This window comes from Geobacillus sp. E263 (genome assembly GCF_007197795.1).
Lineage (GTDB): Bacteria > Bacillota > Bacilli > Bacillales > Anoxybacillaceae > Parageobacillus_B > Parageobacillus_B toebii.
In genome coordinates this window covers 2,709,512-2,722,618 of the sequence record NZ_CP041632.1, presented here as the reverse complement: position 1 = coordinate 2,722,618, position 13,107 = coordinate 2,709,512, and the positions used below count along the sequence as shown (strand labels likewise).

10 protein-coding genes and 1 pseudogene are annotated in these 13,107 nt (G+C 40.2%); 8 read left to right on the top strand and 3 right to left on the bottom strand.

The window, feature by feature from the left end; genetic code table 11:
* The first annotated feature begins 225 nt into the window (after positions 1 to 225).
* The gene (gene asnB / locus FNL97_RS13935; RefSeq protein WP_143415996.1) at positions 226 to 2,073 is read left to right on the top strand and encodes an asparagine synthase (glutamine-hydrolyzing); all 1,848 of its coding nucleotides are present in this window, start codon (positions 226 to 228) and stop codon (positions 2,071 to 2,073) included.
* Positions 2,074 to 2,101: 28 nt separating this feature from the next.
* On the opposite strand, the gene FNL97_RS13930 is transcribed toward asnB, so the two are convergent.
* Positions 2,102 to 3,454: an MATE family efflux transporter gene (locus FNL97_RS13930; RefSeq protein ID WP_143415995.1), complete on the bottom strand. Its 1,353-nt coding sequence runs from the start codon at positions 3,452 to 3,454 to the stop codon at positions 2,102 to 2,104.
* Positions 3,455 to 3,578: 124 nt separating this feature from the next.
* On the opposite strand from FNL97_RS13930, the gene FNL97_RS13925 reads away from it, so the two are divergent.
* From FNL97_RS13925 to lhgD, 7 genes are all read left to right on the top strand, one after another.
* Positions 3,579 to 4,442, top strand: coding sequence for an AraC family transcriptional regulator (locus FNL97_RS13925; protein ID WP_143415994.1), 864 nt, complete (start codon positions 3,579 to 3,581; stop codon positions 4,440 to 4,442).
* Positions 4,443 to 4,629: 187 nt separating this feature from the next.
* On the top strand, positions 4,630 to 5,940 hold the full coding sequence (locus tag FNL97_RS13920; protein WP_090950155.1) for an ABC transporter substrate-binding protein: 1,311 nt from the start codon (positions 4,630 to 4,632) through the stop codon (positions 5,938 to 5,940).
* A 284-nt stretch (positions 5,941 to 6,224) separates the two neighbouring features.
* Positions 6,225 to 7,085: a carbohydrate ABC transporter permease gene (locus FNL97_RS13915; RefSeq protein WP_081189458.1), complete on the top strand. Its 861-nt coding sequence runs from the start codon at positions 6,225 to 6,227 to the stop codon at positions 7,083 to 7,085.
* Positions 7,085 to 7,900 (top strand): carbohydrate ABC transporter permease, encoded by an 816-nt coding sequence (locus tag FNL97_RS13910; RefSeq protein WP_062753852.1) that lies wholly within the window; start codon positions 7,085 to 7,087, stop codon positions 7,898 to 7,900. The genes FNL97_RS13915 and FNL97_RS13910 overlap by 1 nt, the downstream gene beginning before the upstream one ends.
* 197 nt (positions 7,901 to 8,097) lie before the next feature.
* Complete coding sequence (locus FNL97_RS13905) at positions 8,098 to 9,630, top strand: alpha-amylase family glycosyl hydrolase (RefSeq protein ID WP_143415993.1); 1,533 nt, start codon at positions 8,098 to 8,100, stop codon at positions 9,628 to 9,630.
* Between the two features lie 115 nt (positions 9,631 to 9,745).
* Positions 9,746 to 10,771, top strand: a complete 1,026-nt coding sequence (locus tag FNL97_RS13900; RefSeq protein ID WP_062678480.1) for a LacI family DNA-binding transcriptional regulator — start codon at positions 9,746 to 9,748, stop codon at positions 10,769 to 10,771.
* 241 nt (positions 10,772 to 11,012) lie between these two features.
* Complete coding sequence (gene lhgD / locus FNL97_RS13895) at positions 11,013 to 11,795, top strand: L-2-hydroxyglutarate dehydrogenase (RefSeq protein WP_143416343.1); 783 nt, start codon at positions 11,013 to 11,015, stop codon at positions 11,793 to 11,795.
* 46 nt (positions 11,796 to 11,841) lie between these two features.
* Here lhgD and FNL97_RS13890 read toward each other — a convergent pair.
* Together FNL97_RS13890 and FNL97_RS13885 are read right to left on the bottom strand one after the other, a co-directional pair.
* Positions 11,842 to 11,958: pseudogene (locus FNL97_RS13890) on the bottom strand (zinc-dependent alcohol dehydrogenase); the annotation flags it as partial.
* Positions 11,959 to 12,124: 166 nt separating this feature from the next.
* Positions 12,125 to 12,988: an SDR family oxidoreductase gene (locus FNL97_RS13885; protein ID WP_143415992.1), complete on the bottom strand. Its 864-nt coding sequence runs from the start codon at positions 12,986 to 12,988 to the stop codon at positions 12,125 to 12,127.
* Between the last annotated feature and the right edge of the window lie 119 nt (positions 12,989 to 13,107).

Genomic DNA, 13,107 nt, shown 5'->3' with positions numbered 1-13,107 from the left:
TCGAAATGAGAGGTGCTGCATAAAATGGAATCATGCCAATACGGAGAATGCCAAATTAAAAAGAAAGCGAAGGTTAAAAAGAAAGCGAAGGCGGGAAGAACTATGATAAAATCCCTCAAGCGCGAGATAGCTTGGCTTAGCTAAGGAAAAGAAAAGGTATGGCGTTCGAGACGTGTTATGTTAAAAATAGCTTTTTTGTTATCTATCAAGAAAGGATTGGTTCGTATGTGTGGTATCACCGGTTGGGTTGATTTTCAGCGCGACTTGCGAATGGAAAAAGAGATTATCTCTAAAATGACAGAAACATTAGCGAAACGTGGACCTGACGATACAAATGCTTGGTTTAGCGAACATGCCGCATTTGGACATAAGCGGCTTATCGTGGTCGACCCAGCAGGCGGCAAACAGCCGATGACAAGAATGAAAAATGGGTATCGTTATACCGTTTGTTATAACGGAGAATTATATAATACAGAAGACATTCGTAAAGAACTATTAAAAAAGGGGTATACATTCCAAGGGCATTCGGATACGGAAGTATTATTAAACGCTTATATAGAGTGGAAAGAGCACTGTGTTAATTATTTTAACGGAATTTTTGCTTTTGCGATTTGGGATGAACAGCGCGAACAGCTATTTTTAGCGCGGGACCGACTTGGCGTGAAGCCGCTTTTTTATCGGCATGTCCATGATAGTCTTTTGTTTGGCTCAGAAATGAAAGCAATTTTGGCACATCCGGAAGTAAAAGCAGAAGTGGACTATGAAGGACTAGCAGAAGTGTTTGGATTAGGTCCGTCACGGACACCAGGGCATGGCGTGTTTCGCGGAATGAAAGAATTGCGCCCAGCGCATGCTCTAACGTTTTCCCGTAAAGGAATAAAAGTATGGCGTTACTGGAATGTTCAAAGCGATGTGCATAGAGATTCGTTCGGTGAAACGGTAGAAAAACTCCGTTTTCTTCTTATCGATGCTGTTACGCGCCAACTTGTTTCTGATGTGCCTGTTTGTACGTTTTTATCAGGAGGGGTTGATTCCAGTTCCATTACTGCCATTGCCGCAATGGCATTTGAAAAGGAAGGAAAAGGGCGACTTCATACGTATTCGATTGATTATGAAGGGAACGACCAATATTTCAAAGCAAATGATTTTCAGCCAAATGCCGATGCGCCTTGGATTGAACTAATGTCAAAAACATTCCAAACCGTCCATCATCATTGTGTCATTAGTCAGGAAGATTTGTTTCATCATTTACAGGAAGCGGTGATCGTCCGTGATGTCCCGGGCATGGCGGATGTGGACTCTTCGTTGCTATGGTTTTGCAAAGAAATAAGAAAAGATTTTGTCGTTAGTTTATCCGGGGAATGTGCGGACGAAATTTTTGGCGGCTACCCATGGTTTCACCGTCCTGACGATTTAGCGCGGAACGGATTCCCTTGGATGCGTTCGACAGAGGCACGGATGGATTTATTAAAAGAAGATTGGAGAAAGAAATTGCAGCTGGATGAATATGTACAAAAGCGCTTTGGTGAAACGATCGCGGAGGTTCCAAGACTGGAAGGGGAAAGTGCGGAAGATGCGAAGCGGCGCGAATTGTTTTATTTGAACATGATTTGGTTTATGACAACGCTTTTGGATCGAAAAGACCGCATGAGTATGGGCGCGAGTTTGGAAGTTCGCGTGCCGTTTGCCGATCATCGGTTAGTAGAATATGTTTGGAATATTCCTTGGGAGATGAAAATGTACGGCAACCGCGAAAAAGGCATTTTGCGCAAGGCATTGGAAGGAATTTTACCAGAGGAAGTGTTATATCGCAAAAAAAGCCCGTATCCGAAAACCCACCATCCGCTTTATACGAAGCTAGTAAAAAATTGGGTAAAAGAATTATTGCACGACCGCTCATCGATTCTTTATGAATTTTTTGATGCGAAAAAATTAGAAGAGTTAGTGGAAACAGAAGGAAAATCATTCCAAGCGCCTTGGTTTGGACAGTTAATGACAGGACCACAACTATTGGCGTATCTTGGCCAAGTGCATGTTTGGTTCCAAAAATACGGCATTACTATAAAAGAATAAGAGCTGCCTTTGTCGCAGCTCTTTTTGTCTATGCAGTTTCTATGCTTGGTATAAGTGATTTTCTCATCCACACTTTCGAACGCCAACGCCATAACATCAGCAATCCACGCAGCCATTCATCAGCAATAAAGGAAATCCATACCCCAATCAGTCCTAAACCAGCCTCAATACCGAGAAAATAGGAAATGGCAACACTAACGCCCCACATGGACAATATCCCCATATATACTGGAAATTTAACATCTCCAGCTGCCCGCAGTGAACTAATGATAACGAGATTAAACGAACGTCCGGGCTCTAATACTATTGTCAATAAGAGAAGCAATCGGCCTGTTTCGATAATTTGTTCATTATCTGTAAACAATGAAAGCAGCTGTCTTGAGAAAATGAAACTAATCGATGCCATCGTGATCGAGATGGCGATGGCGCTGCGCAAACTTTTTAAACAACGTGTATATGCTTCTGTATAGCGTCCGGCCCCGACGAGATGGCCGACAAGAATTTGCGTCCCTTGACTTATCGCAATGCCAAATAAAAAAACAAACATCATAATATTTTGCGTATATACTCTCGTTGTCAACGCTTCTGCTCCAAGCCAAGTAATAAAATACGTAATAAGCATTTGCGCCGTATTGTACGCCAAGTGTTCTCCAGCGGATGGAATTCCGATTTTCAATAGATCCCGGATATGATGAAATGGCAAAGAACGAAGAACGGATAATGAAAATGGCATTTTTGTCCGTTTCAATAATAAAGAAAAGATAACGATCAATCCGATGAGACGGCTGACGGTTGTCGAGATTGCCACCCCTTTTACTCCTAATACTGGAAAATCGAACGGTCCAAAAATAAATAAGTAGTTGCCAATCACATTCAGTATGTTCATGCCGATGGTTACGTACATCGTTTCACGGGTAAAACCATAGCTTTTTAATATAGCTCCAATGGTCATAATGAGCGCTTGAATAAATAAAAATCCGCCGACGATCATTAAATAGTCGTTCGCCTCTGTAAGCAAATGGTTCGATAGTTTCATCGTATATAAAATTGGCTTTCCGAAAAAGAATAGCACACTGCTAAGTACAAGGCCGAACAAAAAGTTAACAGCGATAGAGATGAGCGAAACTTCCACTGCATGCTGCTTTCTTTCAGCCCCCAAATATTGCGCCACTAAGACGGCAGTGGCTAAGGCAATAAAATTAAACATGACAATAATCACAGCAATAATTTGATTCGCTACGCCGACAGCGGCAACAGAGTGATCCGAATACTGGCTTAGCATCAATGTATCGGCATTTCCCATGACCATATATAATAGCGTTTCAATAAAAATCGGCCATGTCAGCGCAAATAAGGAAAGCTTTTTCTGATCGGTGTTCATCAAGACAACTCCTTTAATCATTCCGACTTTAAAACTATATCAAGTTTATCTAGTTTATTGCATAATAAGAAGAGAAAAGAGCGATTTGATTTGTATATTTCCGACATGTGAAAGGATGTTTGGAATGGAATACATAACATTTTCTTTTCCGCCGTTTCCGATTTTTATTAAAGGGGCAGAAAGCGTATTTCCAAAAGGACAAAAACATTTTCGACGGACGTTTTCTGTGTTTGATTTGTTATATGTGAAAAAGGGATGCTTATATATGACAGAAGAAAACAAGGAATTTGCTGTAAAAGAAGGAGAATATCTTATTCTTATTCCGGGAAGAGAGCATTACGGGCATTATCCTTGCACGGAAGAAACACAACTGGTTTGGCTTCATTTTACGATCGAAGGAGGATATGACGTCGTTCCAAAACAGTCGTTAAGCTGGCAAAATGTCATTGAGAGGGAAGCAACATATGTCGAGTCGGTCCAATATCGTTTTTGGATACGGCAATATGCGAAAGTAAAGCAAAGGGAACGCATCGAACAATTGCTTCAACAATTAGTCGAGCTGAATGAGGAAAGAGATCCAGATCGTTCATTAAAGCAATTACTCTATTTTGTTGAATTCCTTTGGCAATTGCAAAAACAGGAGCTGCATATTCCAAGCGCTTCTGAAAAAGTGTGTGCCGAAGCGGTTGCTTACATCGAACGGCATTATGCTGAACCGATTACGATTCAGCAGCTCGCCCAATCCTTACGATTTCATCCTGACTACATTACCCGTTGCATGCAAAAAACAATTGGCATGAGTTTTGTGCAATATTTGAATTATTATCGTTTGTCAAAAGCAAAAAAATGGTTGGCAGAAACGAATGAAACGATTGAAGCGATTGCCAAGAGAGCAGGAATTGAAGATGGCGCCTATTTTTCAAGACTATTCAAAAAAATAGAAGGAGTTACACCGACAGAATATCGCCGTACTGTGCATCGGATGTAAAAAGAGAAATCGTTTGCGCATTTCAAGATTATTTAGGAAGATGAAAATTTTTATAAAGAGTTAATTTGAAAAAATGCTTGATAAATAAAACAAGTGTTGTATAATGAAAATAAAAGTGCAACCGTTTTCTTTTTGTGCTATTTTGTGCAAACGGTTTCCGAAAATTTATTTGGAGGGGAAACGAAAAATGAAAGCAAAAAAGGTCTTTTTAGCTGCTCTTTCATTATTTTTGTTGTTAAGTGTAGCGTTATTTGGATGTTCTTCATCTAATTCATCTAATGATTCTGGGAACAAAAGCTCAGATGATCAAGTGACAATTGACATTTTCCAATTTAAAGTGGAATTTAAAGATCAATTTGAAAAAGTAGCAAAACAATATGAAAAAGAGCATCCGGGTGTCAAAATTAATATTACGACAGTCGGTGGCGGTGAAGACTACGGTGCTGCACTTAAATCAAAATTTGCTTCAGGAGATGAACCGGCGATTTTTAACGTCGGTGGTCCGCAAGATGTGGAAGATTGGTTAGATAAATTGGCTGATTTGTCAGATACAAAAGCTGCATCCCTAGCTCTTGAAGGAACGCTTGATGGGGTTAAGAAAGGCGATCAAATTTTAGGACTTCCATATAACCAAGAAGGATATGGACTAATTTATAATAAAGAAATATTTAAAAAAGCGGGTATTGATCCAAAAAATATTAAGTCTTTTTCTGATTTAGAAAATGCAGTCAAAAAACTGGACAAAGAAAAAAAATCTTTAGGCATTGATGCTGTTTTTGCTTTTCCTGCCAAAGAAACTTGGGTAACTGGGCTTCACCTATCTAATGTATTTTTAGCGCCTGAATTTGATTCAAATGTTGTAAACGCATTTAATGCAAAAACCGTTGAATTTAAGTACGGCGATGCAATGAAAAAATTCATTGATTTACAAAATAAATATTCTGTGCAGCCTACTGTAAGTCTAGATTATTCGCAGCAAGTGGAAGAATTATTTTCTACGGGACGTGTAGCGATCATTCAACAGGGGAACTGGGTATATAACTCAATCGCAGATATCGATCCAGAATTAGCAGAGAAAAATATCGGCATTTTGCCAATACCAATTGAAGGATATAAAGAGGATGTCATTCCAGTCGGTGTTCCGATGTATTGGGCAGTAAACAAAAATAAAGATGAAAAAGTAGTAAAAGAATCGAAAAAATTCTTAGATTGGTTATACACATCTGATGAAGGAAAAGAAATTATTTTGAATGAATTTAAATTTATTCCGGCGTATGATGGATATGATTCTTCGGAAATTTCTGACCCACTATCTAAAGAAATTTATGATTATGCTCAACAAGGAAAAACGATTGGTTGGGTATTCATGGGATATCCAACAGGATGGGGCATGGAGAAGTTAGGTGTAAATATCCAAAAATATGTAAGCGGAAAGATGAAATGGGATGAATTAATTGCAAATTCTAAAAAAGAATGGGAAGAAGCAAGAAATAAATAAATCAGGCGTGTTGATTTAACTAATAAAAACCAGTTACGATCGGTCCTTCAAATGGCTTTTCTATCGACTGGGCATGTGGTATCGCATGCCCCACTCTCATTTGAATAGTAAAATAATTGATTATTGTGGCATAGAAGAAAATAACACTATGGTAAGTTGCTTTGTTTTCTTCTATTTCTCTGTTAAATGGGAGACGGAACGAAAATACACTCAAATTTTTTGATGAAATCTACCTATATTTTTTAAGTCTTCTTGTCAGTTTAGTTATATTGGAGGCGTTTTCCATGAGAAAACAACCATTATGGTACTGGCTGTTCTTGGCTCCAGTTCTTATAGCGCTAACCGTTGTTGTAATCATACCGTTTATTTTTGGTTTATACTACTCTTTCACTAATTGGAATGGGATTCAAAGTACTGAATTTGTAGGATTTAAGCATTATATAAATGTTTTTCAAGACAAGGAATTTTTACACTCCCTTTGGTTTACAACCAAGTTTTCTATTGCGTCTGTGCTCTTTATTAATTTGTTTGGATTGACTCTTGCGTTAATTGTCACTCAAAAAATAAAAACGTATAAAATTCTTCGAACGATCTTTTTTATGCCGAATTTAATAGGAGGTTTAATACTCGGTTTTATTTGGCAATTCATTTTTATTAAAGTGTTTGCTAATGTAGGAAATTACCTGCACATAGAAAGTTTAAAAGGCTGGTTATCGACACCAGAAACAGGTTTTTGGGGACTTGTTATTTTAATGAGCTGGCAAATGGCAGGCTACATTATGGTTATTTATATTGCATATTTAGAAAGCATCCCGCAAGAGTTATTAGAAGCTGCCGAGATCGATGGAGCTAATCGCTTCCAACGTTTTCGCCATATTACTTTTCCGCTTGTAGCGCCAGCTTTTACCGTAAGTTTATTTTTAACATTATCCAACTCTTTTAAACTGTATGACCAGAACTTATCTTTAACAGGCGGAGGCCCTTATAACTCCACACAGATGATCGCAATGGAGATTTTTAAAACAGCATTTAGCGAAAACCAAATGGCTTATGCGCAATCAAAAGCGGTGATATTTTTTGTGATTGTTGCCGTAATTTCCTTGACTCAAGTGTATTTCAATAAAAAAAGGGAAGTGGAGATGTAATGAGGAGAGCACAGAAGTACGTTGTTGAAATCCTCGGGGTTATTTTAGCTCTAGTTTGGCTAGCTCCGTTTTATTTAATGATTGTAAACTCTTTCAAGACAAAGAGAGAAATATTTACAGATACTTTGCGATTACCTGAAACATTTACATTTGAAAATTATGTTGAAGCTTTTCAAGAGCTGGATTTTGTGAAAACTTTTTTTAATTCCTTGCTCATTACCATTGTCAGTGTCAGCATCATCATTATATTTTCATCCATGGCAGCTTATGCGCTTTCAAGACGAAAAGGAAAAATGAGTTCTTTATTATTTTTCATCTTTGTTGGAGCGATGCTCATTCCATTTCAGTCCGTCATGATCCCTTTGATTTATATTTTTGGGCAGATGGATATGTTAAATAGAATTGGATTAATATTCATGTATTTAGGGTTTGGATGCAGTCTTTCTATCTTCCTTTATCATGGGACATTAAATGGCATTCCAAAGTCATTAGATGAAGCGGCAATCATAGATGGGGCTAATCGTTTTCAAGTGTTTTGGCATATTATATTTCCGATGCTTAAACCGATCACTGTTACCGTTGCAATCTTAAATACCATTTGGATATGGAACGATTATTTGTTGCCTTCGCTTGTGATCAATAAAGAAGGAATGCATACGATCCCTCTAAAAATGTTCTTCTTCTTTGGAGAATACACGAAACAATGGCATTTGGCTCTTGCGGGGTTAACAATTGCAATCCTTCCAGTCATTATTGGATATTTCTTTGCGCAAAAACAGATTATAAAAGGAGTGTCGGAGGGGGCAGTGAAATAACGTTTATAAAAAGCGCCCCCGTTTCCTTCATTTTTCTGTTCATTTAGTGTAATCGTTTTAGAAATTGCTGTATAATAAATTCCCCCTTTTTATATACTCATTAGGTGGAACAAAAGGGTAATAACCGTTATGATAAGAATGGTATTACCCTTTTCCGATAAAGCAAACAATGCTACGATTAAAGGGGGGAAACGGAAATGGGGAATCGAGTATTCGCACTATTTATACTTCCGTTTCTTCTTTTTTATGCGTTCCCGGTACAAGCTGCTGAAAAAGAAGAACGAGCGTGGCAAGATGAGGCAATTTATTTTATTATGGTCGACCGCTTCAACAACATGGATCCGACGAATGACCAAGACGTTAATGTCAATGATCCAAAAGGATATCACGGCGGTGATTTAAAAGGAGTGACCGCCAAACTAGACTACATTAAAGATATGGGATTTACGGCGATTTGGCTGACACCGATTTTTAAAAATGAACCGGGCGGCTATCATGGATATTGGATTCAAGACTTTTACAAAGTCGATCCACATTTTGGCACGATGGAAGATTTAAAAACGTTAGTGAAAGAAGCGCATAAACGCAACATGAAGGTGATTCTGGATTTTGTCGCCAACCATACCGGCTACCACCATCCATGGCTGAACGACCCAGCGAAGAAAGATTGGTTTCATGAGAAAAAAGAAATTTTCGACTGGAATGACCAAAAACAATTAGAAAATGGATGGATATACGGACTGCCTGATTTAGCGCAAGAAAACCCTGAGGTGAAGCGGTATTTAATTGATGCGGCAAAGTGGTGGATCAAACAGACCGATATTGACGGCTATCGTTTAGATACTGTTCGCCATGTGCCAAAATCATTTTGGAAAGAGTTTTCCAAAGAAGTAAAATCAGTTAAAAAAGACTTCTTTCTGCTTGGAGAAGTATGGGCTGATGATCCGCGCTATATTGCGGATTACGGAAAATACGGAATTGACGGTTTCGTCGATTACCCGCTTTACAATGCGGTAACGACGACATTGACGAAACGGGATCAATCATTGCGGCCGCTTTATGACGTATGGGAGTATAATAAAACATTTTACGACCGTCCGTATTTGCTGGGAACATTTTTAGACAACCATGATACGGTCCGGTTTACGAAGCTCGCTTTGGACAACAAACAAAACCCGATTTCCAGAACAAAGCTTGCTTTATCATATTTATTCTCAGCTCCTGGCATTCCGATTATGTATTATGGAACGGAAATTGCGATGAACGGGGGAGAAGACCCCGATAACCGCCGCTTAATGAATTTCCGTGCCGATGATGAAATTATTCAATATATCAAAAAGCTGGGGGAACTGCGACAGCAGCTTCCGTCACTAAGACGAGGCGATTTTACGTTGCTGTATGAGAAGGACGGCATGGCTGTATTCAAACGGCAATATAAAGAGGAAACAACCGTGATTGCGATTAATAATACAAGCAAAACGCAAAAAGTGCATATTACGAATGAACAGCTTGCACCTGGCAAAGAATTGCGCGGGCTGCTTGCCGGAGATTTAGTGCGGAGCGACAGAGAAGGCTATGATATTATTATCAATCGCGAAACGGCGGAATTTTATGTTGTTGCCGATAAAACAGGCATAAATATCCCGTTTATTGCTGCGCTTGTTGCTGTTTACGCATTATTTGTCCTGTTTTTGTATTTTGCCAAAAAGCGGCCGAAACGAACGACGTAGAATAAAAAGAAAAATGGCTTTCTACATGCACAAAGGCGCTGAAAGTGAATAATGAGGCGCGACTAGCATGATAAACAACGTATACTATGGATAAAAAGCAAATGGGGGAGTGAAGATGAACGTCACGATTAAAGATGTTGCAAAACGAGCAAACGTGGCTCCCTCCACGGTTTCCCGCGTTATTGCCGACAGTCCGCGAATTAGTGAGAAGACGAAACGAAAAGTGCGACAGGCAATGAAAGAACTTGGCTATCATCCGAATTTTATTGCGCGCAGTTTGGCGAGTCAAGCGACACAGGTGATCGGAATTGTCATGCCGAGCGCTGCCGAACAAGCGCTGCAAAACCCGTTTTTTCCAGAAGTGATTCGCGGCATCAGCAAAGCGGCGCATGAGAAGAAATATGCGCTGCAAATGTCGACGGGAGAAGAAGAAGATGAAATTTATGAAGAAGTCATCGACATGCTGCAAGGCCGCCGCGTAGACGGGGTGATTTTATTATACTCGCGCATCGATGATAAACTGATGAAATACTTGCAAAAAAATAAATTTCCGTTTGTTGTTATCGGAAAGCCGCATCAAAAAGAAGAACAAATCACCCATGTGGACAACGATAACTATCGGGCGGCGAAAGAAGCGGCCCAGCATTTAATTGAGTTAGGGCACGAACGAATTGCCTTTGTCGGCGGAAATAAGAAATATTTAGTGACCGTCGACCGATTGCACGGCTATGAGGCGGCATTAAAAGGAGCAGGGCTTCCTTATCGGGAAGACTATATCATGCATGAAGAATTTCTGCAGGAAGGCGGTCAGGAAGCGATGAAGGAGTTGCTTTCGCTCGCAGATCCGCCGACCGCGCTTGTCGTCGCCGACGACTTAATGGCCTTAGGCGTGCTGAAGACATTGGATGAAATGGGACTGCGCGTTCCCGATGACATTTCGATCGTCAGCTTCAACAACACGCTGCTGGCGGAAATGTCGCGTCCGCCGCTGACATCGGTGGACATCCACATTTTCCAGCTCGGTTATGAAGCAACAAAAAGTTTAATCGAAAAAATCGCCAACCCGAACGAACCGGTAAAACGAATCATTATTCCGCATCGGATTGTGAAGCGGTTTTCGTGTGATTATTATCGAAAATGAAAAATTAGTCTCCAATCGCTAAAAAGTGGTTGGAGACTAATTCTTTTATGTGGCGAATTTACGATATGGATGCATCATGAGTATAGATTTTTTATTTTCTGAATATTTTATTCGATTTTTTGCTTATCTTATTATAAATTTTATTTTAGGATAGGAAACCATATTCATTCCCTAGAGTCAATCAAATGGCAAATAACATCAATAAATGAAGTTGCAACATATGGAAGGATGTGAGCTGTTGATGTACGATTACGTTATTATCGGCGGAGGAATTGTCGGACTTGCCGTTGGGATGGCTATATTAAATTGGAAACCAAATGCGGCAATTGCTGTTTTGGAAAAGGAGAAGAGCGTTGCCGCCCATCAAACAGGACATAACAGCGGTGTGATTCATTCCGGCATTTATTACATTAATTGCGCCGGGCTTTATTCCGATCGCATAGCAAAACTTGCCAACATTCAAACGGATTTAAGGATTGTCCCGTTTAGAGGGGAGTATTATCAATTAAAGCCGGAGAAAAGATATTTGGTAAAAAACTTAATTTATCCAGTGCCAAATCCGAATTTCCCATTTTTAGGAGTCCATTTTACGAGAATGATAGATGGAACGGTCGATGTAGGCCCTAATGCCGTTTTAAGTTTTAAACGGGAAGGATACTTAAAAACGGACTTCAGTTTCAGGGATACAAAAGACGTTCTGTTTTTTAAGGGATTTTGGAAGCTTGCCTCCCGCTATGCGAAAGAGGGTATCGAAGAAATGGCAAGGTCTTTTTCCAAAAGACAGTTTGTGAAAAACGTGCAACAGTTAATGCCGGATATCGAAGAGGATGATTTGCTTCCAGGTCCTTCCGGAGTGCGAGCGCAAGCATTAAAAGAAGACGGTACGCTTGTAGATGATTTTTATATTGTCCACGGCCGCCGCTCGATTCACGTCTTAAATGCCCCGTCACCTGCCGCTACCGCTTCGATTGAAATTGGAAAAGAGATTGTCCGACAGCTGGAGGAATTTCGCTTGGCGATATAAAAAGTGTCGCTGCAAGAAAAAAGACGGCAAGAACACTCTTGCCGTCTTATTCAAGCGTTAAAACTACGCGCCCGTTAATTTGTCCTTTTAGCATTCTGTCAAACACTTCGTTAATTTTTTCAAGAGGTTGTGTTTCAATAATTGTTTTCACTTTTCCTTCCGCTCGTAAATTATCATAAGAAATTCTGCTTTTTATATAAAGCTACAGTACGACAAGTTCAAAAAGCTGTCGAAAATGTTTGTCGAAAATATTAATATTTAGAAAAATTATCAACAACAATGAAATAACGTGTTATTCGCTAATAGTTTAAAGTGCGTTTTAATAATTCTTATCCATTTACAATCTTCCCGCCATTCACATGTATCATTTGCCCCGTAATATAGGATGCCTCATCGCTTGCTAAAAATACATAGCTTGGAGCCACTTCACTCGGCTGGCCCGGCCGTTTCATCGGAGTGTTGGAGCCGAAAGTGGCGACTTGATCGCTTGTGAATGTTGATGGTATAAGCGGCGTCCAAATCGGTCCTGGGGCGACGCCGTTGACGCGGATGCCTTGCCCGGCGAGAGATTTCGCCAAAGAGCGCGTAAAGGCGACGATCGCTCCTTTCGTTGCGGAATAATCAATTAATTGCTCATTGCCTTCGTAGGCGGTGATGGATGCGGTATTAATAATCGAACTTCCTTTTTGCAAGTAGGGGAGCGCCGCTTTCGTCAAATAAAAGTAGCCGAAGACGTTGGTGCGGAACGTTTTTTCCAGCTGCTGCGAGGTAATGTTAAGCAAGCTTTTTTGCGGATGCTGTTCCGCGGCGTTGTTGACGACAATGTCTAGTTTGCCAAATTGGTCCACGGTTTGTTTGACCGCTTGTTTGCAAAACTGTTCATCACCGACATCGCCGGCAATCAGTAAGCATTTTCTTCCTTCTTGTTCGACTTGGCGCTTCGTTTCTTCCGCATCTTCCTGTTCGTTTAAATAAATAATCGCTACATCCGCACCTTCTTTTGCGAAATGGATGGCGACCGCCCGGCCGATGCCGCTGTCGCCGCCGCTAATAATGGCAACTTTATTATGTAATTTCCCGCTTGCTTTGTATTGTTCACTCACGGAAACAGGCTGCGGGTTCATTTCTGTTTGCAGACCTGGCTGGCGGTTTTGGTGCTGCGGCGGCAGTGTTGCATGTTGTTTTGTGACCATTGTCCATTCCTCCCTGTGCATCGTTTGTCATCGTTAGTATGGGATATGGGCAGGAAAATATGTAATGTTGGCAAATAATCATTGATGACTACATTGCATAAAAAAGCTGGCCACATCGG

Excerpts from the sequence above, each read along its gene's own strand:
- FNL97_RS13885 (WP_143415992.1), bottom strand. The coding sequence starts at position 12,988 with ATGGTCACAAAACAACATGCAACACTGCCGCCGCAGCACCAAAACCGC.
- FNL97_RS13905 (WP_143415993.1), top strand. The coding sequence starts at position 8,098 with ATGGGGAATCGAGTATTCGCACTATTTATACTTCCGTTTCTTCTTTTT.
- FNL97_RS13925 (WP_143415994.1), top strand. The coding sequence starts at position 3,579 with ATGGAATACATAACATTTTCTTTTCCGCCGTTTCCGATTTTTATTAAA.
- asnB (WP_143415996.1), top strand. The coding sequence starts at position 226 with ATGTGTGGTATCACCGGTTGGGTTGATTTTCAGCGCGACTTGCGAATG.
- FNL97_RS13930 (WP_143415995.1), bottom strand. The coding sequence starts at position 3,454 with ATGAACACCGATCAGAAAAAGCTTTCCTTATTTGCGCTGACATGGCCG.
- FNL97_RS13910 (WP_062753852.1), top strand. The coding sequence starts at position 7,085 with ATGAGGAGAGCACAGAAGTACGTTGTTGAAATCCTCGGGGTTATTTTA.
- FNL97_RS13915 (WP_081189458.1), top strand. The coding sequence starts at position 6,225 with ATGAGAAAACAACCATTATGGTACTGGCTGTTCTTGGCTCCAGTTCTT.
- lhgD (WP_143416343.1), top strand. The coding sequence starts at position 11,013 with ATGTACGATTACGTTATTATCGGCGGAGGAATTGTCGGACTTGCCGTT.
- FNL97_RS13920 (WP_090950155.1), top strand. The coding sequence starts at position 4,630 with ATGAAAGCAAAAAAGGTCTTTTTAGCTGCTCTTTCATTATTTTTGTTG.
- FNL97_RS13900 (WP_062678480.1), top strand. The coding sequence starts at position 9,746 with ATGAACGTCACGATTAAAGATGTTGCAAAACGAGCAAACGTGGCTCCC.